This window comes from Pseudomonas sp. GW821-FHT09C08, assembly GCF_059418125.1.
This window is the reverse complement of record NZ_JBWKPG010000019.1, coordinates 1-26030: the sequence shown is the minus strand read 5'-3', so window position 1 is coordinate 26030 and position 26030 is coordinate 1. Positions and strand designations below refer to the sequence as shown.

Sequence of the window (26030 nt, the reverse complement as noted above, 5' to 3'; positions counted from 1 at the left end):
CTCAGCACTCAGACATTTGCCGCAAATGTTACTTTTTTTCAGGGGGGATTACATGCGTAGTTTCAGCCGCGCTTAAAACAACCCCGCTTTCGAAGCACAGAGCACGGCGGCAATCTTGTTGTTGACGCCCAGCTTCTTGAAGCAACTGCAAATATGAAAGCCTACCGTACGTTCGGACAGGCACAGGATGGTGGCGATATCCGCGGCGGTCTTGCCCATGGCCGACCACTTGAGGATTTCGGTTTCCCGTGGGGTAAGTTTGCTCGCAGGGCTGCTGGTTGCGGTGTCGGTGTAGGTCTGTGCTACGACCGTGTGGAGCGCATGGCAGAGCCAGAGTACCTGGCCGGCCTTTTCATACAATTCTTCCGGGCTGACCGCACCTTTGCCGCGGCCCAGGGTGAGCATGCTGAACACGCCCTGGAAATCATGTACGGCTTGAGTCCAGCCCAGGTTCACGCCACATGTCTGGGCCAGGGACCAGAGGGAGGGGGAATCCTTGAAGGTTTTTTCCTCCCAGACCAGGGGCAATACACAAGTTTTGCAATGTTTAACGACCGGATCAACTTCAAAGAAGCGGGCCTGGTTATACAGTTTGTTCCATTCCTCCGGATAGTTGTTGATGCAAATGGGCTTCGCGTGAGTGTCAGGTCGTTGCGAAGTCATGGTAAATGAGCAGTACTGAAAGCCGAGTGCGTAGGTGTGATTGACGGCTAGGTCAAAAAGACTGGTGGTTTCGCTCTCGCCTTCCAGCTTGGGAAGTCTTGAATTACGCCAGTTAACCATTGGTGAATCTCCATGAGGTTCTGCGCGACTGGGGATACGTCCTGGACTCCCTACGCCGCAGGAAATGAGTGTAGGACATGGCCTGCAAGGCAAGATGAAAATTTGGTTATTGACGGGCGGTGCTTGAGATTTTTTTATTCGATTGTTGCAACTCATTCCCTGCGCTGAATAAATTTCTTGCGGTTTTTTAGTGGGTTGAAGATTGTGTCACGCGCAAGTTGTGGTGCGTTTGTAACGTCGGGAAAGGGCTTAATAGCCAATTGATTAGTGATGCTATTAGATAGCCACCCGTGCGCGCGCATTGGATTCCACTACAAACCACCGGTGTTTCCGCGCGCGACTTTGAGGGACACTAGGGCTCCTGTAGAACGGAGCCTCCCATGACGGCCAGTGCTGAGAAATTTACCCGCCAGACCTTGCTCGATGTGCAATCGCTGACCCCCAGCCTGTTTACGCTGCGCACCACGCGCGACCCTGGATTCCGCTTCACGGCGGGTCAGTTCGTACGTCTGGGGGTGACCAAGGCCGACGGCAGCACGGTGTGGCGTGCCTATTCCGTGGTGTCTTCGCCGTTCGATGAGCACCTGGATTTCTTCTCGATTGTGGTGCCTGGCGGGGAATTCACCAGTGAACTGAGCCGCCTGCGAGTGGGCGATACCCTGATGGTCGAGCGCCAGGCCACGGGTTTCCTGACGTTGAACCGTTTTGTCGATGGGCGTGATTTGTGGATGTTAGGGACCGGCACCGGGGTGGCGCCGTTTTTGTCGATCCTGCAGGATTTCGAAGTCTGGGAGAAATTCGAGCGGATCATCCTGGTGTACAGCGCGCGTGAGGCCAAGGAGCTGGCCTATCAGGCGCTGATCGCCGAACTGGGCGAGCGTGAGTACCTCGCCGAGTACGCGCACAAACTGACCTACCTTCCGATCGTGACCCGCGAGCCGCACCCCGGCGCCTTGAACGCGCGCATTACTACGCTGATCGAAAACGGCGAGTTGGAGCGCGCGGCCGGGGTCGAGCTGACGCCTGAGCATTCCCGTGTACTGATTTGCGGCAACCCGCAGATGGTCGATGACACTCGCCAGTTGCTCAAGCAGCGCGACCTGCAATTGAGCTTGAGCCGGCGCCCGGGCCAGGTGGCAGTGGAAAACTACTGGTAATAAAAAAGGCGCCTGCAACAGGCGCCTCTGACACAGCCCTTATCGGTTAAAGCGGCTTGTCGTTCTGTGCCTTGAGCAGGTCACGGATCTCGCCCAGCAAGACCTCTTCCTTGGTAGGCGTCGGCGGCAGGCTTGGTGCCACGGCCTCTTCACGTTTCAGGCGATTGATCGCCTTTACGCCCATGAAGATCGCAAACGCAACGATCAGGAAGTCGACCACGCTCTGGATGAACTTGCCATAGGCCAGTACCACCGCGGGGACGTCACCCTGCGCAGCCTTGAGCGTTATCGCCAGATCACCGAAGTCCACGCCGCCGATCAACAGGCCCAGTGGCGGCATCACCACGTCGCCTACAAACGAGGAAACAATTTTGCCGAAGGCGGCGCCGATGATAATACCGACGGCCATATCGACCACATTACCTTTGACCGCGAAGGCCTTGAACTCACTGATCACGCCCATAGGTTATTCCTTGTTACAGATGAGAAGGGTGGAACCCAGTGTAAGTCAGTCATAGCGGGCTTGCCTGACACAACCGTTAACACTGTTAGTTTTTATCGACACATTAAATCGCAAATAGTTTGCAAAGTGCCACCAATCGCGCGCGAAATACTCGCCAAATCAGTGGCTTACCACACTATTTTTTCAATCGGGTTAGTGCGGCTTTTCTATTTATCTTCTGGTGCTCGGGTCACTAGCCTCTGGCAAGCACAACTGAATGTGCATCAAAAAAACCAGAGGACACCTCGATGAAGAACTCAATGAGCCGCCGGCCTCTATCGGCGCGATATGCGCTGGTAGTCGCGACCGCCAGCCTGCTTTCGCTGTCAGTGCAAGCCGCCAACCTGACCCGCGACAACGGTGCTGCCGTTGGCGACAACCAGAACTCGCAGACCGCCGGCGCCAACGGCCCGGTGCTGCTGCAGGACGTGCAGTTGATCCAGAAGCTGCAACGCTTTGACCGCGAGCGTATCCCCGAGCGCGTCGTGCATGCCCGTGGCACGGGCGCCCACGGCACCTTCACGGTGACCGACAACCTCAGCGACCTGAGCAAGGCCAAGGTCTTCGCCGCTGGAGAAAGCACCCCGGTGTTCGTGCGTTTTTCCTCTGTGGTGCACGGCAACCACTCCCCGGAAACCCTGCGCGACCCGCGCGGTTTCGCCACCAAGTTCTACACCGCCGAGGGCAATTGGGACCTCGTTGGCAATAACTTCCCGACGTTCTTTATCCGCGATGCCATCAAGTTCCCGGACATGGTCCACGCCTTCAAGCCGGACCCGCGCACCAACCTGGATGACGATTCCCGCCGCTTCGACTTCTTCTCCCATGTGCCAGAGTCCACGCGCACGCTGACCGAGCTGTATTCCGACTCGGGCACCCCGGCCAGCTACCGGGAAATGGACGGCAATGGCGTGCACGCCTACAAGCTGATCAACGCCAAGGGCGAAGTGCACTACGTCAAGTTCCACTGGAAGAGCCAGCAGGGCCTCAAGAACCTCGATCCCAAGCAGGTCGTCGACGTGCAGGGCCGTGACTACAGCCACATGACCCATGACCTGGTCACCCACATCAACAAGGGTGATTTCCCCAAGTGGGACCTGTACGTGCAGGTGCTCAAGCCTGAGGACCTGGCCAAGTTCGATTTCGACCCGCTGGATGCTACCAAGATCTGGCCGGGCGTACCGGAGCGCAAAGTCGGGCAGATGGTGCTGAACCGCAACCCGGCCAATGTCTTCCAGGAAACCGAGCAGGTGGCCATGGCCCCGTCCAACCTGGTGCCGGGCATCGAGCCGTCAGAGGACCGCCTGCTGCAAGGCCGGGTGTTCTCCTACGCCGACACGCAGATGTACCGCCTGGGCGCCAATGCCCTGCAATTGCCGATCAACGCGCCACGGGTCACCGTCAACAACGGCAACCAGGACGGCGCAATGAATGCCGGCAAGACCTCCACGGGCGTGAACTACCAGCCAAGCCGCCTGCTGCCACGTGAAGAGCCGCAAGCCGCGCGCTACAGCCAGTCGGCCCTGTCGGGCAGCACCCAGCAGGCGAAGATCCAGCGTGAGCAGAACTTCAAGCAAGCCGGCGATCTGTATCGCTCCTACAGCAAGAAAGAGCGCCAGGACCTGATCGAGAACTTCGGCGGTTCCCTGGCCACCACCGATGACGAGAGCAAGCACATCATCCTGTCGTTCCTCTACAAGGCCGACCCGGAGTACGGCACGGGTGTGGCCAAAGTTGCCAAGGGTGACCTGGCACGCGTGAAGGCGCTGGCGGAAAAACTCACCGACTAACCACGCGCCCCCCGTAGGCGACGGCTTGCCGGCGATGGCGTATTCAACGCCGTCATCGCCCGCAAGCCGGCGCCTGCAGGGTTACGCAGAGGATTGAATGATGCGTACCTTCTTATGGGCCCTGCTGGCCTGCTGGTCGCTGAACGTGTTGGCCGAGCAGCCCGCCGCCAATGATCCCGTCGCGCTCCAGGCGCAGCTGCAGGATTACTATTTCGACGCTGCCCGCCGTGGCGACCTCGACATGCTCGACACCTTTATCGACTCCGGCTACAGCCTCAACACCCAGGATGAAAAGGGCTACACCGCGCTGATCCTGGCGGCCTACCACGGCGAAAGCGCCTACGTGGAGCGCCTGCTCGCGGCCGGCGCCGATGCCTGCGTGCAGGACAAGCGTGGCAACACCGCGTTGATGGGCGCGATTTTCAAGGGTGAGCTGAAAATTGCCCAGCGCCTGCTGGCCACCGACTGCAACCCCGATCAACGCAACGGCGCCGGGCAGACGGCGGCCATGTATGCCGGGCTGTTCAAGCGCGTCGAGCTGCTGGATGCATTGAAAGCCAAGGGCGCCAACCTCGACGCCGAAGACCCGGCCGGCAACAGTGCTTCACGATTGGCCAGCGGTGAAATCCGGACCCCGGCGTCGCGCTGAGCTATCATCGCGGTTTTTCGGTTGGAGGTTCTCAAATGGCAAAGGCCAAGCGCATGTACGGCTGCACCGAGTGCGGCGCGACCTTTCCCAAGTGGGCCGGCCAGTGCACCGAGTGCGGTGCGTGGAACACCCTGACGGAAACCATGATCGAAAGCGGCGGCGCCGCAGCCCCCACCGGCCGCGCCGGCTGGACTGGGCAGCAGGCACAGATCAAGACCCTGGCCGAAGTCAGCGTCGAGGAAATCCCGCGTTTCTCCACGGCGTCCGGCGAGCTCGACCGCGTACTCGGCGGCGGCCTGGTGGATGGCTCGGTGGTGCTGATCGGCGGTGACCCGGGCATCGGCAAATCCACCATCCTGTTGCAAACCCTGTGCAGCATCGCCAGCCGCATGCCGGCGCTGTACGTCACGGGTGAAGAATCCCAGCAGCAAGTGGCCATGCGCGCCCGCCGCCTTGGGTTGCCCCAGGACCAATTGCGGGTCATGACCGAAACCTGCATCGAAAGCATCATCGCCACGGCCCGCATCGAAAAACCCAAGGTCATGGTGATCGACTCGATCCAGACGATTTTCACCGAGCAACTGCAATCAGCGCCGGGTGGTGTATCCCAGGTGCGCGAAAGTGCGGCGCTGCTGGTGCGTTATGCCAAGCAGAGCGGCACGGCGATCTTCCTGGTCGGCCACGTAACCAAGGAAGGCGCCCTGGCCGGGCCACGGGTGCTGGAGCACATGGTCGATACCGTGCTGTATTTCGAAGGCGAATCCGACGGTCGCCTGCGTTTGCTGCGGGCAGTGAAAAACCGCTTCGGCGCGGTGAATGAGCTGGGCGTGTTCGCCATGACTGACCGCGGGCTGAAAGAAGTCTCCAACCCATCGGCGATTTTTCTGACCCGTGCCCAGGAAGAAGTCCCTGGCAGTGTGGTGATGGCCACGTGGGAAGGCACTCGACCGATGCTGGTCGAAGTCCAGGCCTTGGTGGATGACAGCCACCTGGCCAACCCCCGTCGCGTCACGCTCGGCCTCGACCAGAACCGCCTGGCGATGCTGCTGGCGGTCTTGCACCGTCATGGCGGCATTCCGACCCACGACCAGGACGTGTTCCTCAACGTGGTCGGTGGGGTCAAGGTGCTGGAGACAGCGTCCGACCTGGCGTTGATGGCGGCGGTGATGTCGAGTCTGCGCAATCGGCCATTGCCCCATGACCTGCTGGTGTTTGGTGAAGTCGGGCTGTCGGGCGAGGTTCGCCCGGTGCCCAGTGGCCAGGAGCGTTTGAAGGAGGCCGCCAAGCACGGCTTCAAGCGCGCCATCGTGCCCAAGGGCAATGCCCCGAAGGAGATGCCGCCAGGCTTGCAGGTGATCGGCGTGACCCGCCTGGAACAGGCGTTGGATGCGTTGTTCGAGTAAGCACTGACCCCACTGGCAACCCTGTTCAATGTAGGCGCTGGCTTGCCTGCGATAGCGGTGGATCAGCTCGCGCATCATTAGCAGGCACTCCGTTATGCAGGTCTGCGCGAACAGTCAGGTTTCCAGCAATGCCGCCAACTCGCGGTGCAGTTCCTCCTCATCACCGAGGTTCAACTCGATCAGCCGCCGCAGGTGGCTGATCGAATCCAGGTCAATGTGCTCGCACACAAACCCCAACTGCCCGTGATCGTCATGGGCCAGCCTGACCTGCATCTTTATATGCGCCTGTGGATCGAGGCGAATCTCGACGTCGAACGGCTCTGCGCGATTGCCCCGCCAGTCATCAGGGCGTTGCACCAACAAACCTTTGAGCGACAAATCCACCAGTTGCACCGGCCAATTCCAGCCGTGCTGTGCAATGGTGGTCCTGGCATCGAAGGCAATACGCCGGAAACGGCGGCGATCTGACGGGTGTTCACTCATGGTCAAACCCTCTGTGGATAAGGGGATTGTAGCCCTGCGCCATCATTGGGCTTTTATTTGTGCTTTTTTTGCCGTTGCAAGGCTCTAGACCAATGTAGGGGGGTGGTCTTTGAGGCCAACAGCGCTAAACTCGGGATGGCTGTCCTTTCTGTCCACCCTGGCTGGAATATAAAAATGAAAAATAATAATAGCCTGCTACGCCACCTACCCTGGCTGGTGCTGGCAATTGTAGGAGCGTGCGCCCTGGGCGTAGTGGCCTTGCGCCGCGGCGAGGCGATCAACGCCTTGTGGATTGTGGTCGCTGCTGTGGCCATCTACCTGGTTGCATACCGTTACTACAGTCTGTTCATCGCTAACAACGTGATGCAACTCGATCCACGGCGGGCCACCCCCGCAGTGCTCAACAACGACGGTCTGGACTATGTGCCGACCAACAAACACATCCTTTTCGGTCACCACTTTGCGGCGATTGCCGGTGCAGGTCCGCTGGTCGGCCCGGTATTGGCGGCGCAAATGGGCTATCTGCCGGGCACCCTGTGGCTGATTGCCGGGGTGGTGCTGGCCGGTGCGGTGCAGGACTTCATGGTCCTGTTCCTGTCCACCCGTCGCAACGGCCGTTCCCTGGGGGATATGGTTCGCGAAGAGATGGGCCGCATTCCGGGGACTATCGCGCTGTTCGGCTGCTTCCTGATCATGATCATCATCCTCGCGGTGCTGGCGCTGATCGTGGTCAAGGCCCTGGCCGAGAGCCCATGGGGCATCTTCACGGTCATGGCGACCATCCCGATCGCGATGTTCATGGGCGTATACATGCGCTACATCCGCCCGGGCCGCATCGGTGAAATCTCGATCATCGGCGTGCTGTTGCTGCTGGGTTCGATCTGGCTGGGCGGGCAGATTGCCGCTGACCCGACCTGGGCCAAAGCCTTCACCTTCACCGGGATCCAGATCACCTGGATGCTGATCGGCTACGGTTTCGTCGCGGCGGTACTGCCGGTATGGCTGATCCTGGCGCCGCGTGACTACCTCTCCACGTTCCTCAAGATCGGCACCATCATTGCCCTGGCGATCGGCATCCTGGTCACCATGCCAGAGCTGAAAATGCCGGCCCTGACCCAGTTCATCGACGGCACCGGCCCGGTGTGGAAGGGCGGCCTGTTCCCGTTCCTGTTCATCACCATCGCCTGTGGCGCGGTCTCGGGTTTCCACGCGCTGATTTCCTCGGGCACCACGCCCAAGCTGCTGGATAACGAAGTCAACGCCCGTTACATCGGCTACGGCGCGATGCTGATGGAGTCGTTCGTGGCCATCATGGCCATGGTCGCGGCTTCCGTGATTGAGCCTGGCGTGTACTTCGCCATGAACAGCCCGGCCGCTGTGGTCGGCGGTGACGTGATGACCGTGGCGCAAACCGTCAGCAGCTGGGGCTTTGCGATAACGCCTGAGGCATTGCAGGCCGTGGCCCATGACATCGGCGAGACCACCATCCTGGCGCGTGCCGGCGGTGCACCGACGCTGGCCGTGGGTATCGCGCAGATCCTGCACAGTGTGCTGCCGGGTGAAAACACCATGGCGTTCTGGTACCACTTTGCGATCCTGTTCGAGGCGTTGTTCATCCTCACGGCAGTCGACGCCGGCACCCGTGCCGGTCGCTTCATGCTGCAGGACCTGCTGGGTTCGTTCGTGCCGTCGCTCAAGCGCACCGAGTCGTGGACAGCCAACCTGATTGCCACCGCCGGTTGTGTGGCGATGTGGGGGTACCTGCTGTACCAGGGCGTGATCGACCCACTGGGCGGCATCAACACCTTGTGGCCGCTGTTCGGTATCTCCAACCAGATGCTGGCGGGTATCGCGCTGATGCTGGCGACCGTTGTACTGATCAAAATGAAACGCCAACGCTACATCTGGGTGACCATGCTGCCGGCTGTATGGCTGCTGATCTGCACCACCACCGCAGGCTTCATCAAGCTGTTCGACGCCAACCCGGCGATCGGCTTCCTGTCGCTGGCGAAGAAGTACAGTGATGCGCTGGCCAACGGCCAGATCCTGGCCCCGGCCAAGAGCGTCGACCAGATGCAGCACGTGATCTGGAACGCCTACACCAACGCAACGCTGACAGCACTGTTCCTGTTCGTGGTATTCAGCATCCTGTTCTATGCGCTCAAGGTCGGCGTCGCCGCCTGGGGCAACAAGGAACGTACGGATAAAGAAGCCCCGTTCCAGGCCGTACCGGACGCGTAAACGAGGATTGCAGCCATGTTCAATGACATCAGTCGCCTCGGTAAATACCTCGGTCAGGCCGCGCGCCTGATGGTCGGCATGCCCGACTACGACACCTACGTCGAGCATATGCAAACCAAGCACCCGGACAAACCGGTGATGGACTACAAGGCGTTCTTCCGGGAACGCCAGGAAGCCCGTTACGGTGGCAAGGGTGGGCCCAAGTGCTGCTAACCCGGTACCCGGGTTGGCGGTGACTCCATGTGGGAGCGGGCTTGCTCGCGAAGGCGGTCTGTCAGTTGATGCATACTTCGACTGATACACCGCCTTCGCGAGCAAGCCCGCTCCCACATTTGTTTTGTGTTCTTTCAGTTATCAGGAAAACTGTCTTTGTCCTCTCCCATCCCCGTCACCGTCCTCAGCGGCTTCCTCGGCGCCGGCAAGACCACCTTGCTGCGCCATCTGCTCAAGGCCGAGCACGGCTTGAAAATCGCCGTGATCGAAAACGAATTCAGTGACGCCGGAATCGATACCCAGCTGTTGGGTACAGAACCGGTGCAAGTCATGACCCTGTCCAACGGCTGCGTGTGCTGCACCATCCACACCGACCTGACCAAAGCCCTGTACCTGCTGCTGGAACGCCTGGACAGCGGCGAGATCGCCTTCGACCGCCTGGTGATCGAGTGCACCGGCCTGGCCGATCCGGCGCCGGTGGCGCAGACCTTTTTTATCGATGAAGAACTGCGCGAGCGCTATATCCTCGACGGCATCATCACCCTGGTGGACGCGGCGCATGCCGAGCTTCACCTGACCCAGACCATCGCCCAGGCCCAGATCGGTTTTGCCGACCGCCTGCTGGTGAGCAAGCGTGACCTGGTGGACGACGCCACCTTCGAGGCCCTCAGCGAGCGCCTGACCCGCATCAACCGCCGCGCGCCGATTCGTGTGGTGGACCATGGCGCCATCGACCTGGCCGAGTTGCTCGATGTCCGCGGCTTCAACCTCAACGCCGGCATGAGCCTGCGCCCGGTGAGTGCGGCGCCGTCCATCGACCGTATTTCCAGCCTGGTGCTGCGCACCGAGCAGCCGCTGGATATCGACCGCCTCAGTGAGTTCATGAATGAGCTGCTGGAAGACCACGGCAAGCAGCTGCTGCGCTACAAGGGCGTGCTGAACATTGCCGGAGAGGACCGGCGCATGGTGTTCCAAGGCGTGCTGAAGCTCTACGGTTTCGATTGGGACACCGAGTGGGCCGAGGGCGAGGTGCGCGAGAGTGTGATTGTGTTTATTGCCGATGAGTTGCCCGAAGACAAAATCCGTGAAGGATTTGCACGGGTTTACCAATCCTGATCGTTCCCACGCTCTGCGTGGGAATGCAGGTCAGGACGCTCCGCGTCCCAAAGCGTGACGCAGAGCGTCACAAGAGGCATTCCCTCGCGGAGCGTGGGATACGATCAGCCACAAAAAAGCCCGGCTCTTGAGCCGGGCTTTTTCATTCAAGCAACTGCAATCAAGCGCCGTAGACCGGCAGCTTCTTGCAGATGGCCTTGACCTTCTCACGGACCGCGTCGATCACGGCTTCGTTGTTCAGGTCTGCCAGGATGTCGCAGATCCAGCCGGCCAGTTCCTTGCACTCTGCTTCTTTAAAGCCACGAGTGGTCACAGCCGGAGTACCGAAGCGCAGGCCGGAGGTGACGAACGGCGAACGTGGGTCGTTCGGCACGGAGTTTTTGTTCACGGTGATGAAGGCTTTGCCCAGGGCAGCGTCAGCATCTTTACCGGAGATGTCCTGCTTGATCAGCGACAGCAGGAACAGGTGGTTCTCGGTACCGCCGGAAACCACGTCGAAGCCGCGTTCGATAAACACGCTGGCCATGGTCTGGGCGTTCTTCACCACTTGTTGCTGGTAAGTCTTGAACTCAGGCTGCAGGGCTTCCTTGAAGCAGATCGCTTTAGCTGCGATCACGTGCTCCAGCGGGCCACCCTGGGCACCCGGGAAGACGGCGGAGTTCAGCTTCTTCTCGATGTCGGCGTTGGCGCGCGCCAGGATCAGGCCGCCACGTGGACCGCGCAGGGTCTTGTGCGTGGTGGTGGTCACGACGTCAGCGTAAGGCACTGGGTTCGGGTAGACGCCAGCGGCGACCAGACCGGCTACGTGAGCCATGTCGACGAACAGGTAGGCGCCGACTTTGTCAGCGATCTCACGGAAGCGTGGGAAATCCAGGATCTGCGAATAGGCAGAGAAACCGGCCACGATCATTTTTGGCTTGTGCTCGACCGCCAGGCGCTCGACTTCGTCGTAGTCGATCAGGCCGTTGGCATCGATACCGTATTGAACGGCGTTGTACAGCTTGCCCGAGGAGGAAACGCTGGCGCCGTGGGTCAGGTGACCGCCGTGGGCCAGGCTCATGCCCAGGATGGTGTCGCCGCCTTGCAGCAGGGCCAGGTACACGGCGCTGTTGGCTTGGGAGCCGGCGTGTGGCTGGACGTTGGCGTAATCGGCGCCGAACAGTTCCTTGGCACGGTCGATGGCCAATTGCTCAACCACGTCGACGTACTCGCAACCGCCGTAGTAGCGCTTGCCTGGGTAGCCTTCGGCGTACTTGTTGGTCAGAACCGAGCCTTGAGCCTCCATCACCGCAGGGCTGGTGTAGTTTTCCGAAGCGATCAGCTCGATGTGCTCTTCCTGGCGCACGGCTTCTTGCTCCATGGCGGCGAAGAGATCGGCGTCGTACTTGGCAATAGTCAAATCACGGCTGAACATGGCGGTCCTCAAGGATCGGGGGCAGAAAAGGAGGGCATTCTAACCCAATGGGTTTTAGATGGCATATGAAAGGACATCATGTCGCGGACAAGCGGGGCTCATCTGGGGATAGGTGGTGTTTGTTCGGGCCCTTCGCGAGCAAGCCCGCTCCCACATTCAATCGGGTTCCTTCAGGTGGAATACGGTCGAATGTGGGAGCGGGCTTGCTCGCGAAGAGGCCATCCGCATCACCTGAGGATTTCAGTCGAACATGAACAGCGCATCATTGCTGAATTGCGCCTCGAACCGATTCGCCGGCATTGGCCGCCCGAACAGGTAGCCCTGCACCTCGTCACACCCGTGCTCACGCAGGAAATCCAGTTGCTCATGGGTTTCCACGCCCTCGGCGATCACCGCCAGGTTCAGGCTGTGGGCCATGGCAATAATCGCCCGGGCGATCTGTGCGTCCTGTTCGCCGGACGGCAGGCCATCGACGAAGGTGCGGTCGATTTTCAACACGTCGATGGGAAATTGCTTGAGGTAGTTGAGCGACGAATAGCCAGTACCGAAGTCGTCTACCGCAATGCTCAGGCCGAGGTTTTTCAGGCTGTCGAGGATGTGCATGGCTTCGTTGACTTCGCGCATCAGGATACTTTCGGTCAGCTCCAGCTCCAGGCACGCCGGCGGCAGGCCGGTGTCCTTGAGGATGGTGGCGATTCGCGTGCCCAGTTGGCCGTCGGAGAACTGCCGCGCGGAGATGTTCACCGAGACTTTCGGCACGCGGACCTTGTTCTGGTGCCAGGTCTTGAGCTGGCGGCACGCCTCGCTGATCACCCAGTCACCCACGTCGACCACCAGGCCCAATTCCTCCAGCACCGGGATGAAGTCGCCCGGTGGCACCAGCCCGCGACGCGGATGGCGCCAGCGCAGCAGGGCCTCGGCGCCGGTCAGGCGTTTGCCGTCGCCGCTGAACTGCGGCTGGTAATAGAGCACGAATTCGTTCTGGTCCAGCGCATGGCGCAGATCGCTTTCCAGCTCCAGGCGCTCCAGGGCGCTGGCGTTCATGTCGGCCTGGTAGAACTGGAAGTTGTTTTTGCCGCGTTCCTTGGCGTGATACATCGCCGTGTCGGCGTTCTTCATCAGTTGGCTCAGTTCGTTGCCGTCCTGCGGGCTCAAGGCGATGCCGATACTCGCGGTCACGAAGAACTCGCGGCCTTCCAGCACGAACGGCTTGACCAGGCTGGCGAGGATCTGCTCGGCCACGTGGATCGCGCGGTTCAGCGCCATTTCGCGGTTGACCCGTGGTTGCAGGAGCAAGGTGAACTCGTCGCCGCCCATGCGTGCCACGGTGTCGTCTTCGGCCACGCAGCCGAGCAGGCGGGTCGCCATTTCCTTGAGCATGCGGTCGCCGGCGGCGTGGCCCAGGGAGTCGTTGATCGGTTTGAAGCGGTCGAGGTCGAGGAACATCAGCACCACCCACGACTTCTGCCGCTCGGCCGACTGCAGCGCAGTGTGCAGGCGGTCCTGGAACAGCGTGCGGTTGGGCAGGTGGGTCAGGGCGTCGTAGTACGCCAGGCGGTGGATACGCTGTTCGCTGGCCTTGCGCTCGCTGATGTCACTGAAGAAGCACACGTAGCTGGCCAGGTCGCCTTCGTCGTCGAACACCGCCGTGATGCCGACCCAGGCCGGGTAATGCTCGCCGTTGCGGCGCTTGAGCCAGACTTCGCCTTCCCAGGTGCTGTGCTGGTGCAGTTGCTTGAGCACATAGCGCAGGTGGGCTTCCTGTTGTTCGTCGACGGTAAGCATGTTCGGCAATTGATCGAGGACATCCGTCACCGCGTAGCCGCTGACCCGGCTGAACGCCTCGTTGGCCTGCACGATATAGCCGGCCGGGTCGGTGATCAGGATCGCCGAAGTGGAGTGCTCGAATACCGTGGCCGCCATGCGCAGGTCTTTTTCGGCGCGGCGTTGCTGGCTGATATCACGGCCCACGCCGAGGATGCCCTCGAAAGCGCCGTGCTCGTCCCATACCAGCACCAGGCGCAGTTCGATCGGCACTTTGCGACCGTCGGCACGCAGGCAGTCGAACAGGAACAGCTGGGTCTGTATTTCATCACGCAGGCGGTTCAGCGCCTCGGGATCGCCGAGCGCGCGGCTGACCTGTTCCACCAGGCTGTAGATGCCGGTCAATTGCTGCGGGTTTGCGATGATCGATTGCCAGCCGTTCTTGAACACCCATTCCACGTCGTAACCGAGTACGGCGTTGACCGACGGGCTGATGTAGTTGAGGGCCAACTGGCTGTCGGTGGAGCAGATCACGTCGCTGATGCTTTCGGCCAGCATGCGGTAGCGCTGTTCGCTGTCGCGCAGGGACTCGCTGGCTTCGATCTGGTCGGTGATGTCCTTGGCCACGCCGATGATGCGCGTGACCAGCGCGGTCTTGTCCCGGGCCAGGGCCTGCTCGCGGATATCAAAGCGTCGCCACTGGTTATTGCGATGGCGAAAGCGCAGCTGGCATTGCAGTTGGGTGGTGTAGCCGATCTCGCGTTGTTGCTGGCGCAAGTCGTGGTAATGCTCGGCGTCCTCGGGGTGCAGCAGGATTTCCCAGAAGTACTCGCCCATTTGCTGCAGTTCGGCCTTGTTATAGCCGAGGGTGTGGCCCAGGTGGTGGTTGCTGAAAATCATGCGCTGGCTGATCACATCCTGCACATACAGGTGGTCGGGCACGGTGCGCACTACGTCCGACCAAAAGCTCTCACGCTCCACCAGCGACAATTCGATCAGCTTGCGGCTGGTGATATCGCTGATGCTGAGGATCACTGCCTTGAAATCATCCTGTTGCTCGGGCAGGCGCATCACCAGCCACAGGTATTGCTCGTTGCCGGCCACGTCCTTGAGCTGGATTTCCAGCTCCAGCTGGTGCTGTTGGGTGAGCACGGCCTCGAGTATCTGGTAGCCGATGGAGGTGGCGTTGCGTGGACAATCATCGATCAGCCGCTCCCAGGCTTCTTCGCAGGAGCCGACATTCAACAGGCGCACCGCGACCTGGTTGACCTCGGTGATGCGCAGCTCCTTGAGCAGTTGCTGGCGTTCGAGCGGGTTGTCCTGCAGCCAGGCCTTGAGCTGTTCGCGGGTCTGCAGCTGTGCCCGGTCGAAGCAGGCATTCAGGCCCGACAGGTCGAGCACGCACAAGGCCACGCCGGTGCCTTCGAAAATATCCTGGTAGCGCCGCCGGCCCTCATGCACCTGGCGCTGGCGGCGGCGCATGTTCAGCAGCACGATCACCGGGATCAGGGAAAACGCCAGGCCCAGCAGGCATTTGCCGATGAACGCCGGCAGCAGTTGTTCCAGCACGGCGGTGCGGTCGAACAGCCCGCGCAATTGCCAGTCGCTTTTGCTCAGGGGCGTGACCAGCACGCTTTTATTCAACTCGTCGGGGGTGAGGGCGCTGGCCCACTGGGCCGGCATGCCGCTGTCGCGACTGATGACACGGTGGTTGATGCGGTTTTCGATGGCCCACATGGGGCGCTGGCCCTGGCCGTCCTGGCGGGTGAGGCTGGTCAGGTAATTGGGTGCCAGGCGCAGCACCCAGTACATCCTGGAACCGCCGCTGGGCTGGTGCAGCAATAGATAGATGATGGCGCCGTCGTTGTTGTTGCTCAGGTAGTAGGACTGGGCGTGGCTGCGCTGCACCAGTTCTTCGAGCCAGGGGCCGTCCTGGCTGTCATTGGCGCTGTCGCTGATCATCGCGCCGCTGGGGGCGAGCAGGGCGATGCTGCGCAGTTCCGGCAGCGAACGTTGCAGGGTGCGCATCAACGCCTGTTGCTGTTCGCTGTCACGCGGTGGCTCGACCATCGGCAGCAGGTTCAGGGCGATTTTTGCGCTCAGGCCCATATTCAGGCTGATCTGCTCAGCCAGGTCGGCGCTGTAGTCGATGGTGTATTGCTGCTGGTTCTTCTGGTTCTGCTGCAACTGGTCCAGCAGTTGCCAGAACAATAATGCGAGCAACATGAGGACAAGCGTCGCCAACGCGCCTTTGAGGGTGCCGTGCAGGGGCGCTCCCGGCGCTATATGAGCGGCGCGCAGGGGAGTGGGCGGCGTGACTTTGGACAAGCTGTGATCCTGCGGTTTGGCTGGACTGGCGCGCGACGTGCACTATAAGCCGGACGCCCGGAGGGCGGCTAGCATGCCTTGACTTGTGGCAAAGTGCCAGCCCCGCCTGGCTGGACTGGCCCAGCGCATTCAGGTAGCTTTGCCGGTTACGCGGGGGCGTTCCAGCCCCAGACATTCAGGCTTTTTCCGCACGCAGGCATTGATTACCGTCAACGGCCCGCGCGGCGTATGGCCTGGCACGGGCTTCGCCCGCTCAATTCATCAGTCACTGACGCTAGGTTCACCATGGCTCAATACGTCTTCACCATGCATCGGCTGGGAAAAGTTGTTCCGCCGAAGCGGGAAATCCTGAAAAACATTTCGCTGTCCTTCTTCCCCGGCGCCAAGATCGGCGTGCTCGGCCTCAACGGTTCGGGTAAGTCCACGCTGCTGAAAATCATGGCCGGCGTCGACACCGAGTTCGAAGGCGAAGCCCGCCCGATGCCCGAGCTGAACATCGGCTACCTGCCGCAGGAGCCGCAGCTGGACCCGGCCAAGACCGTGCGTGAAGTGGTCGAAGAGGCCGTCAGCGTGATCAAGGACGCCCAGGCGCGCCTGGACGAGGTCTACGCCGCCTACGCCGAACCGGATGCCGACTTCGACAAGCTCGCCGCCGAACAGGCCAAGCTCGAAGCCATCCTGCAGGCCGGCGACGGTCACAACCTGGAGCGCCAGCTGGAAGTCGCCGCCGATGCGCTGCGCCTGCCGGCGTGGGACGCCAAGGTCGAACACCTGTCCGGTGGTGAGAAGCGCCGTGTGGCCCTGTGCCGCCTGCTGCTGTCGGCTCCCGACATGCTGCTGCTCGACGAACCGACCAACCACCTGGACGCCGATTCCGTCGCCTGGCTGGAACACTTCCTTCACGATTTCCCGGGCACCGTGGTTGCGATCACGCACGACCGGTACTTCCTGGACAACGTCGCCGGCTGGATCCTCGAGCTCGACCGTGGCGCCGGTATCCCTTACGAGGGCAACTACTCCGGTTGGCTGGAAGCCAAGTCCGACCGTCTGGCCGCCGAATCCAAGCAGCAATCGGCCCACGAAAAAGCCATGAAGGAAGAACTGGAGTGGGTGCGCAAAGGCGCCAAGGCCCGCCAGTCCAAATCCAAGGCACGTCTGCAACGCTTCGAAGAAATGCAATCGCAGGAATTCCAGAAGCGCAGCGAAACCAACGAGATCTACATCCCGGCCGGTCCGCGCCTGGGTGACAAGGTCATCGAGTTCAAGAACGTTTCCAAAGGCTATGGCGACCGCGTGCTGATCGACAACCTGTCGTTCTCGATGCCAAAAGGCGCGATCGTCGGCGTTATCGGTGGTAACGGTGCGGGTAAATCCACGCTGTTCCGCATGCTGATGGGCAAGGAAACCCCGGACTCCGGCAGCATCGAGATCGGTGAAACCGTGCAGCTGGCCTGCGTTGACCAGAGCCGCGACGACCTCGACGGCAGCAAGACGGTGTTCCAGCAGATTTCCGACGGTTCCGACCAGATCCGCATCGGCAACTATGAAATCCCGTCGCGTACCTACGTCGGTCGTTTCAACTTCAAGGGCGGCGACCAGCAGAAGTTCGTCAAGGACCTGTCCGGTGGTGAGCGTGGTCGCTTGCACCTGGCCCTGACCCTGAAAGAGGGCGGCAACGTCCTGCTGCTCGACGAACCGTCCAACGACCTCGACGTTGAAACCCTGCGTTCCCTGGAAGAAGCCCTGCTGGACTTCCCGGGCGCCGCCATTGTGATCTCTCACGATCGGTGGTTCCTTGACCGCGTCGCGACCCACATCCTGGCGTACGAAGATGACTCCCAAGCGGTGTTCTTCGAAGGCAACTACACCGAGTACGAAGCCGACCGTAAAAAGCGCTTGGGCGATGCTGCTGCCCAGCCGCACCGTGTGCGTCACAAGAAACTGGCCTGATTCGGGTTGGTTTAAAAGAACGGAGCCTTCGGGCTCCGTTTTTTTTGCGTGTTGCTCAGGCAGACCGAGTTGAATTCATTCGCGAGCAAGCCCGCTCCCACATTCGACCGCATTCCAAAGTGGGAACACATGTCAAATGTGGGAGCTGGCTTGCCTGCGATAGCGGTTTAAGGGCTGGTGCATGCTTCACGTTGAAATCCCTCTTGTGGTGCAAAAAAGCCGATTTATTTATATCAAATGCACCATTTAAATTCACAAAGGCGACATCTTGCGCTTTTCAGGTGCGGCATGAATTGCTAATGTCCGGCTCAATCTCCCTTAAAAACAATCAATTTGCCGAGACTTCTCCATGATCGAATCTGTCGAATCCTTCCTTTCGCGCCTCAAGAAACGCGACCCCGACCAGCCGGAGTTCCACCAGGCGGTAGAAGAAGTCCTACGCAGCTTGTGGCCGTTTCTTGAAGCCAACCCCCACTACCTGACCTCGGGCATCCTGGAGCGCATCTGCGAGCCGGAGCGCGCGATTACCTTCCGGGTCTCGTGGGTGGATGATCATGGCAAGGTCCAGGTCAATCGCGGGTTTCGCATCCAGATGAACAGCGCTATCGGCCCCTACAAAGGCGGCCTGCGCTTCCACCCGTCGGTGAACCTGGGCGTACTCAAATTCCTCGCCTTCGAGCAGACCTTCAAGAATTCCCTGACCTCCTTGCCCATGGGCGGCGGCAAGGGCGGTTCGGATTTCGATCCCAAGGGCAAGAGCGACGCCGAAGTCATGCGCTTTTGCCAGGCCTTCATGAGCGAGCTGTACCGCCATATCGGCGCCGACGTGGACGTGCCGGCCGGCGATATTGGCGTGGGCGCCCGTGAAATCGGTTTCCTGTTTGGCCAATACAAGCGCCTGAGCAACCAGTTCACCTCGGTGCTGACCGGCAAGGGCATGACCTACGGCGGCAGCCTGATCCGCCCGGAAGCCACCGGGTTCGGCTGTGTGTACTTCGCTGAGGAAATGCTCAAGCGCAATGGCCAGCGGGTCGAAGGCAAGCGCGTGGCCGTTTCCGGCTCCGGCAACGTGGCGCAATACGCGGCGCGCAAGGTGATGGACTTGGGCGGCAAGGTGGTTTCCCTGTCCGATTCCGAAGGAACCTTGTACGCCGAAAGCGGTTTGACCGAAGAGCAATGGTCAGCCCTGCTCGAACTGAAAAACGTACAGCGCGGCCGTATCAGCGAGCTGGCCGAGCGTTTTGGCCTGGAGTTCCGCAAAGGCAAGACCCCTTGGGAGCTGGCCTGCGATATCGCGCTACCCTGCGCCACGCAGAACGAACTCGACGCCGAAGCGGCCCGCACCCTGCTGCGCAACGGCTGCATCTGCGTGGCCGAAGGCGCCAACATGCCGACCACGTTGGCGGCGGTGGATATCTTTATCGAGGCGGGCATTCTGTTCGCGCCGGGCAAGGCGTCCAATGCCGGCGGCGTAGCCGTCAGCGGCCTGGAAATGTCGCAGAACGCCATGCGCCTGCTGTGGACTGCCGGTGAAGTGGACAGCAAGCTGCACAACATCATGCAGTCGATCCACCATGCCTGCGTGCATTACGGCGAGGAAAACGGACGGATCAACTATGTGAAGGGCGCGAACATTGCGGGCTTCGTCAAAGTCGCCGATGCGATGCTCGCGCAAGGTATCGTCTAGGCCTCGGGTTCGATCACCAGCACTTCGATCAACTGATCGCCGACGGGGCGCTTCCACAGCACTTCGTCGCCGACCTGGGCACCGAGTAACGCGCGGCCCAGCGGCGAGCCCCAGTTGATCAGGTTGGCGGTGGCGTCGGCCTGGTCTTCACCGACTAATTGAATGCGCTGCTGCTCGTCCTGCTCGTTGGCAAAGGTGACCCAATTGCCGATCTGCACCTTGTCGGTAGACTTGGCCGGTGGCACCACTTGGGCGCTCTGCACGCGCTGATTGAAGTAGCGCAGATCGCGCTCGAGATCCGCCTGGCGCTGCTTATCGTCTTTGGCAGATTCGAGGCTGTATTCGTGCTGCAACTGCGCAACTTTGGCCTGTAACTGCGCCAACCCTTGCGCGGTGAGGCGATTGGGTTGCTCGCTGACCTGACGCTCCACCGGCTGATCGGCCTGGGCGGCAGCGTTATCTTCATTTACGAAAGCTCGGCTCATGACATGCTCCTCCTATGGAGATTGGGCCATGTTCGCCGCACGATCGTTCCCACGCTCTGCGTATCCGCCGGTAAGGTCGACGCAGACCTATTGCGAGCGATACGCCCTGGCTGCGTCTTTGTCTTTCTCCTGCTGCCACGCACGTTCGCGGTCATCCCAGTGATTGTCCTTGTAGTCGCGCAACTCTTCGTTCTCTCGCATGGCCTTGCACTGACGAAAACCATCCTCCCAGCCTTCGGCGTATTGGCGGTCTTTCAAGTAGCGCGGCACATTCTTGCGAAACTCCCCGGTGATCACCCCAGCGGCCTGGCGACCACTGCTGCAGCCATCATCAAAACCGTCGGCGAACGCCGGTGGATAACCCTTGGCCAACAACTCCTGGTGAGTGGATTGGCAACCCGCCAGCCCCACCACCGCACACAGCATTAGCGCATACCGCCACATGGCGTACTCCCTGGCCGTTTCACGGCTGATAGGGAGAGTCTAGAAGGGGATTTGTCGGGGAGGTGTGAAAGGGAGGTGAGAAAGACGTGGGCGAATCCAAAACGTGCCGGCGATGACGGTGGGTCAGGCAGCCTGGCCCTTGCTGATACACCGTTATCGCGGGCAAGCCCGGCTGCCACATTTTGATCATCGCCAGCTTCTGGTCAGTAGTGATACCACTTCACTTCGAGCATCACTTCATTGACCGGCGTCGACAGGTGGCTGTACTCGCGCTGGGCGCTCAGGCGCAGGCCGAGGTTGCGGGACAGTTCCCACTGCTGGTTAAGGCTGAGGCTGCGGCGCACTTCACCGTTGGTGAAGAAATCGCCCTTGGCTTCCAGGCTCAGGTTGCCCAGCGGGTTTTTCCACAGTACGCCGGTGTTAAACCCGGCTGCCGGGGAGATGGCTTCGCTGAAGTCGTTGTTGTGTTCCACGCGCACGGTGCCGAGGGCGAAGCCGAGCATGTCGTCGCTCAGTTGCCAGGTGCCGCCGGCGCCGCCGTTGACGTGGGCGACCAGGGTTTCGTCGTCGTGCTTGCCGGGGACGCGTTCCAGGCCGCCGGTGACTTGCCATGACCACGGCTGCAGCAAGGCATTGCGCGGGGTCAGCGAGCGAATGGTCGCCAGGTCCAGTTGCTGCAGTTGCCAGTGATTGCCTTCGTACTGGCGCAGTTTCATCTGCAGGATCTCGATCTGCGCGCCAAGGGGGAAGCCCTCGGCGTTGTCATTGAGGTCGTGGTAGGCCATGCGCAGGCCGTATTCACCGAACGCCTTGTCGCCACGGGTGCCGATACCGGCTTGCCAGGTGCGCGATTCATGGCCGTTTTCCGGCAAGCCAGGCGGGACGATTTTCAGGTCGGGCGCGGGGTTCTGGTTGATCGCCCGCAGCAGTTCGAAGCTGCGCTGGGAGCGTTCAGTGTCGCGTTCCAGGCCGTTGGCGCGGTAGCGGCCGAGGCGATAGGCGGCGTCGATGATCAGGGCTTGTCGGTCGCGGGGCAGGGCTTTGAAGGCGGGCTCCTGCAATTGTTTCTGGTCGTCGCTGACCTTCAATACCCATTGCTGCTCGTCGCTGTCCAGCGGTTTGGCGCGCTCCAGCAGCTCACGTTCACGGGACGGGCGATAGTCGATTTTCTCGACCAGGCCTGCGTCTTTTACCGCCTTGACCGTGTCGGTGGGGATGGCCGTGAGCGGGAATTGCTCGGTCAGGCGCAGGCCAGGGCGCGCCACTTGCAGCAGTTCCAGCAGGCGATAGGAGCAGTTTTCGTCGAAGAAGAAGTAGTCGAACTGGATCTGCTTGAGCTCCCACACATGTTCGACCATGCGCTCGGTCTCGACCTGGGTCAGGTTCAGGCGGTATTCCCACAGGTCACGGTTCTCCAGGCTACGGTACTCGGAGAGTTTTTCCTGGTAGGGCACCAGGGCGAACAGGCCGGGGTAGCCGCCCATCAGGCCTTTCCAGGCGTAGAGGATGCTGTTGTCCGAGCCTTCGATGTAGGCGCCGAAGTTGATCGCGTAGCTGAGCAGGGCGGTGTTGTTGCTTTGCACGTCCGCCTGGTCGATGCGCAGCAGGGTGTGGCCGAACATCGACGACGGGCTGTTGAGGTACGCCGCCGGGAAGATCATGACCGCGCTGTGGGGCGCGACGTCCTTGAACCATTGCTTGAATTCTTTGCAGTCCACGGCGGGCAGGTCGGTCAGGTGCAACTGATCCTTGAGCCAGCGGGTACGTGCGGGGTAAACGCATTGGGCGTGTTTCTCACCGAGGCTGGCCGGCAGGTACAGCGCTTCGACGGTGGCCTTGAGTTCCGCGTCCGGGTGGTGGGCGCCATCGGGGGCGAGGAAGAACTTCTTGTCGCTGACATAGCTGCGCCAGCCGCTGATCTTGCCGGCTTCGTAGTGGCCCAGGGACAACCAGAACGGGTCGTTGGCCAATTGCTGCAAACGTTGATCATCAAGATGCGGGGCCGCGAACAGCGGGGCGCAAGCGAAGAGTGCCAGCCAGGCAAAGCGTTTGAGCATAGGGGCAACTTAAGTCGGATAAAGTGAGACCCAAAGGGGGGCGGGTCCAAAAATTAAAACCCGCGCCTCGAGAGGCGCGGGCGGGTCGAGCTTAAGCCTGGGTTGCGTATTTCGCCAGACGGGCATCGCTTTTCAGTACAGCCAGGGTGTTGTTGTGCACGTCGTCAGCGGTCACGTCAGCTTTGCTGAAGATCTGCTGGAAGTGCTCATGGGTAACGGCCGCGAAGTGCTCGCGATCTTCCGGTGCAACGCCCAGTACCACCGCGTAGGTGGTCAGTGCTTCGCCATTGCCTTTGGCCATGTCTTCGGACAGCTCGTTCATCATGCCATTCATGGCAATCCACGATTTGCCGCCGTAGGTCAGGGCGCTGTTGGTGCTGCAACCGTTGGTGCCCGAGGTCATGCCGAAGGTGGCGTTACCGGAGGTACCGTTGGTGGTGGAAGCCAGGAAGTGCGCTGGAGTACCGCGCTGGCCTTCAAACAACATGTTGCCCCAACCGCAGTTCGGGCCACCTGGTGCTTCAGCCATGGCATTGAGGGAGACAACGGTGAAGAGAGTACCAAGAAGGATCCGTTTCATAGCTTTGTTCTCTTTGTGTGCAAACCAATGGACAAGGGTTCAGGCACTTCGTAGCGCCCTAGGGATCGGTTATTAGTCCAACCCGCGCAGTTTGGAGTTTAGGCACGTTCCAAGGGTTCCGTGTGTTTTTATAAAACAATCAGCGTTGTCGCGATTTTTTTGTAGGACGCATCCCGCGTCTATGCTTTCCCACAGGCGCGCCTTGCCATAGCGCGTAACCGGGAGCCAGAATGCCGTCATCTGCCCCGCCTGATGTAAGGAAGCCCGATGCCTGATCCTGTTGCTGCCAGCCTGCGTCTAGCGCCCGAAGCGCTGACTCGCCCTTTCTCCGCTGAACAGTTCAGCTTCTCGACCACCAATGATTTGGAGCCCTTTCGCGGTGTGCTTGGCCAGGAACGTGCGGTTGAAGCCTTGCAGTTCGGTGTGGCCATGCCACGCCCCGGTTACAACGTGTTTGTCATGGGCGAGCCGGGCACCGGCCGCTTTTCGTTCGTCAAACGCTACCTGAAAGCCGAAGGCAAGCGCCTGCAGACCCCGGCGGACTGGGTCTACGTGAATAATTTCGATGAGCCGCGCGAACCGCGTGCCCTGGAATTGCCAGGCGGCGCGGCGGCGGCGTTCATCGCCGATATCAATGGCCTGGTGGATAACCTGGTCGCGACCTTCCCGGCGGTGTTCGAGCACCCGACTTATCAACAGCGCAAAAGCGCCATCGACCGTGCCTTCAACCAGCGCTACGACAAGGCCCTGGACGTGATCGAGCGCCTGGCCCTGGAAAAGGACGTGGCGCTGTACCGTGACAGCACCAACATTGCGTTTACCCCGATGCTCGACGGCAAGGCGCTGGACGAGGCGGAGTTTTCGCAGTTGCCGGAAGCCGATCGCGAGCGCTTCCACACGGATATTTCCGAGCTGGAGGAGCGTCTCAACGAAGAACTCGCGAGCCTGCCGCAGTGGAAGCGCGAGTCCAATAACCAGCTGCGCCAGTTCAACGAAGAAACCATCACCCTGGCGCTGCAGCCTTTGCTCGCACCGCTGTCGGAAAAGTACGCGGAAAACGCCGCGGTCTGCGGTTACCTGCAAGCCATGCAGGTTTACCTGCTCAAAACCGTGGTCGAGCAGTTGGTCGACGACGCGAAGACTGACGCCCAGGCGCGCAAACTGCTGGAAGAGCAGTACTGCCCAAGCCTGGTGGTCGGCCATCCGGTCAACGGCGGCGCGCCGGTGGTATTCGAGCCGCACCCGACTTACGACAACCTGTTCGGCCGTATCGAATACAGCACCGACCAGGGCGCGCTGTACACGACTTATCGCCAGCTGCGCCCGGGCGCCTTGCACCGGGCCAACGGCGGCTTCCTGATCCTGGAAGCCGAGAAAATGCTCGGCGAGCCGTTTGTATGGGACGCCCTCAAGCGCTCGCTGCAGTCGCGCAAGCTGAAGATGGAATCGCCGCTGGGCGAGCTGGGGCGCCTGGCCACCGTGACCCTCAACCCGCAAATGATCCCGTTGCAGGTCAAGGTGATCATCATCGGTTCGCGCCAGTTGTACTACGCGCTGCAGGACGCCGATCCGGACTTCCAGGAGATGTTCCGGGTACTGGTGGATTTCGACGAAGACATCCCGATGGTCGACGAGAGCCTGGAGCAGTTTGCCCAGTTGCTCAAGACTCGCACCTCGGAAGAGGGCATGGCGCCGCTGACCTCCGACGCGGTTGCGCGCCTGGCCACCTACAGCGCCCGGCTGGCGGAACACCAGGGGCGCTTGTCGGCGCGTATTGGCGACTTGTTCCAGTTGGTCAGCGAGGCGGACTTTATCCGACACCTGGCCGGCGACGAGATGACGGATGCCGGCCACATCGAACGCGCGCTCAAGGCCAAGGCCACGCGGACGGGACGTGTGTCGGCGCGGATCCTCGACGACATGCTCGCCGGGGTGATCCTGATCGACACCGCTGGTGCGGCGGTCGGCAAGTGCAACGGGCTGACGGTCCTGGAAGTGGGGGATTCGGCATTCGGTGTGCCGGCGCGGATTTCCGCCACGGTGTACCCAGGAGGCAGCGGCATTGTCGACATCGAGCGTGAGGTCAACCTCGGGCAGCCGATCCACTCCAAGGGCGTGATGATCCTCACCGGTTACCTGGGCAGCCGTTATGCCCAGGAATTCCCGCTGGCAATCTCCGCGAGTATTGCGCTGGAGCAGTCCTACGGTTACGTGGACGGTGACAGCGCGTCGCTGGGCGAGGCCTGCACCTTGATCTCGGCGTTGTCGAAGACGCCGCTCAAGCAGTGCTTTGCGATCACCGGCTCGATCAACCAGTTCGGTGAAGTGCAGGCGGTGGGTGGGGTCAACGAGAAGATCGAAGGCTTCTTCCGCCTGTGCGAAGCCCGCGGTTTGACCGGCGAACAGGGCGCGATCATTCCCCAGGCCAACGTCGCCACGCTGATGCTCGACGAGAAGGTCTTGCAGGCCGTGCGCGATGGACAATTCCACATCTATGCAGTGCGCCAGGCGGATGAAGCGCTGAGCCTGCTGGTGGGCGAGGACGCCGGTGAGCCGGACGCAGAAGGCCAGTTCCCGGAAGGTACGGTCAATGCGCGCGTGGTCGAGCGGTTGCGTGCGATTGCCGAGATGATCAGTGAAGACGACTTGAAAGAAGCGGAGAAGGAGCTGGCGCAACAGGCCTTGGCCGAAGCCAAGCCGACCTGATTGTCTTGTTGACGCGCGATTAATGTGGGGGCTGGCTTGCCTGCGATGGCGGTGTCTCAGGCGCAGAAAATGCCAGCCATGCCGCCGCCTTCGCAGCCTCGCTGGGGCTCGACAACTCCCACACTTGGGCTGCGTCGTGTCGGATATTGCGATCACCCACGGGATTGAATCAGGCCGACACTGCAAATCCCCTGTAGGAGCTGTCGAGCTTTAGCGAGGCTGCGAAAGCGGTGTGCCTGGCGAAGAAAAATGCCAGCAATACCGCCGCCTTCGCAGCC

19 protein-coding genes are annotated in these 26030 nt (G+C 61.0%); 10 read left to right on the top strand and 9 right to left on the bottom strand.

The window, feature by feature from the left end:
• Window positions 1-72: 72 nt before the first annotated feature.
• Window positions 73-783, bottom strand: coding sequence for a helix-turn-helix transcriptional regulator (locus tag AC07OJ_RS30505; protein ID WP_495095779.1), 711 nt, complete (start codon window positions 781-783; stop codon window positions 73-75).
• 380 nt (window positions 784-1163) lie between these two features.
• Between AC07OJ_RS30505 and AC07OJ_RS30500 the strand changes: the two genes are divergently transcribed.
• Window positions 1164-1940 (top strand): ferredoxin--NADP reductase, encoded by a 777-nt coding sequence (locus AC07OJ_RS30500; RefSeq protein WP_106802579.1) that lies wholly within the window; start codon window positions 1164-1166, stop codon window positions 1938-1940.
• A 46-nt stretch (window positions 1941-1986) separates the two neighbouring features.
• Here AC07OJ_RS30500 and mscL read toward each other — a convergent pair whose 3' ends face one another.
• Entirely contained in the window at window positions 1987-2403 is a 417-nt protein-coding gene (mscL, locus tag AC07OJ_RS30495; protein ID WP_065910193.1) for a large-conductance mechanosensitive channel protein MscL, read from the bottom strand.
• Between the two features lie 287 nt (window positions 2404-2690).
• On the opposite strand from mscL, the gene katB reads away from it, so the two are divergent.
• The 3 genes from katB to radA all read left to right on the top strand — a co-directional run bounded on the left by katB (window position 2691) and on the right by radA (window position 6284).
• Window positions 2691-4232 (top strand): catalase KatB, encoded by a 1542-nt coding sequence (katB, locus tag AC07OJ_RS30490; protein WP_106802580.1) that lies wholly within the window; start codon window positions 2691-2693, stop codon window positions 4230-4232.
• Window positions 4233-4332: 100 nt separating this feature from the next.
• Window positions 4333-4881: an ankyrin repeat domain-containing protein gene (locus AC07OJ_RS30485; protein WP_120450021.1), complete on the top strand. Its 549-nt coding sequence runs from the start codon at window positions 4333-4335 to the stop codon at window positions 4879-4881.
• A gap of 35 nt (window positions 4882-4916) precedes the next feature.
• On the top strand, window positions 4917-6284 hold the full coding sequence (gene radA, locus AC07OJ_RS30480; RefSeq protein WP_053137919.1) for a DNA repair protein RadA: 1368 nt from the start codon (window positions 4917-4919) through the stop codon (window positions 6282-6284).
• Between the two features lie 114 nt (window positions 6285-6398).
• On the opposite strand, the gene AC07OJ_RS30475 is transcribed toward radA, so the two are convergent.
• Window positions 6399-6767, bottom strand: coding sequence for a PilZ domain-containing protein (locus AC07OJ_RS30475; protein ID WP_065910198.1), 369 nt, complete (start codon window positions 6765-6767; stop codon window positions 6399-6401).
• A gap of 174 nt (window positions 6768-6941) precedes the next feature.
• Between AC07OJ_RS30475 and AC07OJ_RS30470 the strand changes: the two genes are divergently transcribed.
• The 3 genes from AC07OJ_RS30470 (at window position 6942) to yjiA (ending at window position 10337) form a co-directional block, all read left to right on the top strand.
• Window positions 6942-9008 (top strand): carbon starvation CstA family protein, encoded by a 2067-nt coding sequence (locus AC07OJ_RS30470; protein WP_065910199.1) that lies wholly within the window; start codon window positions 6942-6944, stop codon window positions 9006-9008.
• Between the two features lie 15 nt (window positions 9009-9023).
• Entirely contained in the window at window positions 9024-9221 is a 198-nt protein-coding gene (locus tag AC07OJ_RS30465; protein WP_003194308.1) for a YbdD/YjiX family protein, read from the top strand.
• A 156-nt stretch (window positions 9222-9377) separates the two neighbouring features.
• A complete protein-coding gene (gene yjiA / locus AC07OJ_RS30460; RefSeq protein ID WP_495095778.1) occupies window positions 9378-10337 on the top strand; it encodes a GTPase in 960 nt (319 codons plus the stop codon).
• A 160-nt stretch (window positions 10338-10497) separates the two neighbouring features.
• On the opposite strand, the gene glyA is transcribed toward yjiA, so the two are convergent.
• Both glyA and AC07OJ_RS30450 read right to left on the bottom strand, forming a co-directional pair.
• Complete coding sequence (glyA, locus tag AC07OJ_RS30455; RefSeq protein WP_065910203.1) at window positions 10498-11751, bottom strand: serine hydroxymethyltransferase; 1254 nt, start codon at window positions 11749-11751, stop codon at window positions 10498-10500.
• A gap of 240 nt (window positions 11752-11991) precedes the next feature.
• A complete protein-coding gene (locus tag AC07OJ_RS30450) occupies window positions 11992-15843 on the bottom strand; it encodes a sensor domain-containing protein (RefSeq protein ID WP_315974947.1) in 3852 nt (1283 codons plus the stop codon).
• A gap of 285 nt (window positions 15844-16128) precedes the next feature.
• On the opposite strand from AC07OJ_RS30450, the gene ettA reads away from it, so the two are divergent.
• Both ettA and gdhA read left to right on the top strand, forming a co-directional pair.
• Entirely contained in the window at window positions 16129-17793 is a 1665-nt protein-coding gene (gene ettA / locus AC07OJ_RS30445; RefSeq protein WP_025859215.1) for an energy-dependent translational throttle protein EttA, read from the top strand.
• 349 nt (window positions 17794-18142) lie between these two features.
• A complete protein-coding gene (gene gdhA / locus AC07OJ_RS30440) occupies window positions 18143-19480 on the top strand; it encodes an NADP-specific glutamate dehydrogenase (protein WP_106802585.1) in 1338 nt (445 codons plus the stop codon).
• On the opposite strand, the gene AC07OJ_RS30435 is transcribed toward gdhA, so the two are convergent.
• From AC07OJ_RS30435 to AC07OJ_RS30420, 4 genes are all read right to left on the bottom strand, one after another.
• Window positions 19477-19965, bottom strand: coding sequence for a GreA/GreB family elongation factor (locus AC07OJ_RS30435; RefSeq protein WP_065910209.1), 489 nt, complete (start codon window positions 19963-19965; stop codon window positions 19477-19479). The genes gdhA and AC07OJ_RS30435 overlap by 4 nt on opposite strands.
• A gap of 87 nt (window positions 19966-20052) precedes the next feature.
• The gene (locus tag AC07OJ_RS30430; protein ID WP_282396344.1) at window positions 20053-20409 is read right to left on the bottom strand and encodes a hypothetical protein; all 357 of its coding nucleotides are present in this window, start codon (window positions 20407-20409) and stop codon (window positions 20053-20055) included.
• A 203-nt stretch (window positions 20410-20612) separates the two neighbouring features.
• Window positions 20613-22466, bottom strand: coding sequence for an Lnb N-terminal periplasmic domain-containing protein (locus tag AC07OJ_RS30425; RefSeq protein WP_106802587.1), 1854 nt, complete (start codon window positions 22464-22466; stop codon window positions 20613-20615).
• A 91-nt stretch (window positions 22467-22557) separates the two neighbouring features.
• Entirely contained in the window at window positions 22558-23046 is a 489-nt protein-coding gene (locus AC07OJ_RS30420; RefSeq protein WP_016973832.1) for a DUF3015 domain-containing protein, read from the bottom strand.
• A gap of 267 nt (window positions 23047-23313) precedes the next feature.
• On the opposite strand from AC07OJ_RS30420, the gene AC07OJ_RS30415 reads away from it, so the two are divergent.
• On the top strand, window positions 23314-25752 hold the full coding sequence (locus tag AC07OJ_RS30415; RefSeq protein ID WP_065910214.1) for a Lon protease family protein: 2439 nt from the start codon (window positions 23314-23316) through the stop codon (window positions 25750-25752).
• Window positions 25753-26030 lie beyond the last annotated feature (278 nt).

What these genes read in the sequence shown, in the direction of transcription:
- AC07OJ_RS30505 (WP_495095779.1), bottom strand. Translation starts at nt 783, where the DNA reads ATGGTTAACTGGCGTAATTCAAGACTTCCCAAGCTGGAAGGCGAGAGC.
- AC07OJ_RS30500 (WP_106802579.1), top strand. Translation starts at nt 1,164, where the DNA reads ATGACGGCCAGTGCTGAGAAATTTACCCGCCAGACCTTGCTCGATGTG.
- mscL (WP_065910193.1), bottom strand. Translation starts at nt 2,403, where the DNA reads ATGGGCGTGATCAGTGAGTTCAAGGCCTTCGCGGTCAAAGGTAATGTG.
- katB (WP_106802580.1), top strand. Translation starts at nt 2,691, where the DNA reads ATGAAGAACTCAATGAGCCGCCGGCCTCTATCGGCGCGATATGCGCTG.
- AC07OJ_RS30485 (WP_120450021.1), top strand. Translation starts at nt 4,333, where the DNA reads ATGCGTACCTTCTTATGGGCCCTGCTGGCCTGCTGGTCGCTGAACGTG.
- radA (WP_053137919.1), top strand. Translation starts at nt 4,917, where the DNA reads ATGGCAAAGGCCAAGCGCATGTACGGCTGCACCGAGTGCGGCGCGACC.
- AC07OJ_RS30475 (WP_065910198.1), bottom strand. Translation starts at nt 6,767, where the DNA reads ATGAGTGAACACCCGTCAGATCGCCGCCGTTTCCGGCGTATTGCCTTC.
- AC07OJ_RS30470 (WP_065910199.1), top strand. Translation starts at nt 6,942, where the DNA reads ATGAAAAATAATAATAGCCTGCTACGCCACCTACCCTGGCTGGTGCTG.
- AC07OJ_RS30465 (WP_003194308.1), top strand. Translation starts at nt 9,024, where the DNA reads ATGTTCAATGACATCAGTCGCCTCGGTAAATACCTCGGTCAGGCCGCG.
- glyA (WP_065910203.1), bottom strand. Translation starts at nt 11,751, where the DNA reads ATGTTCAGCCGTGATTTGACTATTGCCAAGTACGACGCCGATCTCTTC.
- ettA (WP_025859215.1), top strand. Translation starts at nt 16,129, where the DNA reads ATGGCTCAATACGTCTTCACCATGCATCGGCTGGGAAAAGTTGTTCCG.
- gdhA (WP_106802585.1), top strand. Translation starts at nt 18,143, where the DNA reads ATGATCGAATCTGTCGAATCCTTCCTTTCGCGCCTCAAGAAACGCGAC.
- AC07OJ_RS30435 (WP_065910209.1), bottom strand. Translation starts at nt 19,965, where the DNA reads ATGAGCCGAGCTTTCGTAAATGAAGATAACGCTGCCGCCCAGGCCGAT.
- AC07OJ_RS30430 (WP_282396344.1), bottom strand. Translation starts at nt 20,409, where the DNA reads ATGTGGCGGTATGCGCTAATGCTGTGTGCGGTGGTGGGGCTGGCGGGT.
- AC07OJ_RS30425 (WP_106802587.1), bottom strand. Translation starts at nt 22,466, where the DNA reads ATGCTCAAACGCTTTGCCTGGCTGGCACTCTTCGCTTGCGCCCCGCTG.
- AC07OJ_RS30420 (WP_016973832.1), bottom strand. Translation starts at nt 23,046, where the DNA reads ATGAAACGGATCCTTCTTGGTACTCTCTTCACCGTTGTCTCCCTCAAT.
- AC07OJ_RS30415 (WP_065910214.1), top strand. Translation starts at nt 23,314, where the DNA reads ATGCCTGATCCTGTTGCTGCCAGCCTGCGTCTAGCGCCCGAAGCGCTG.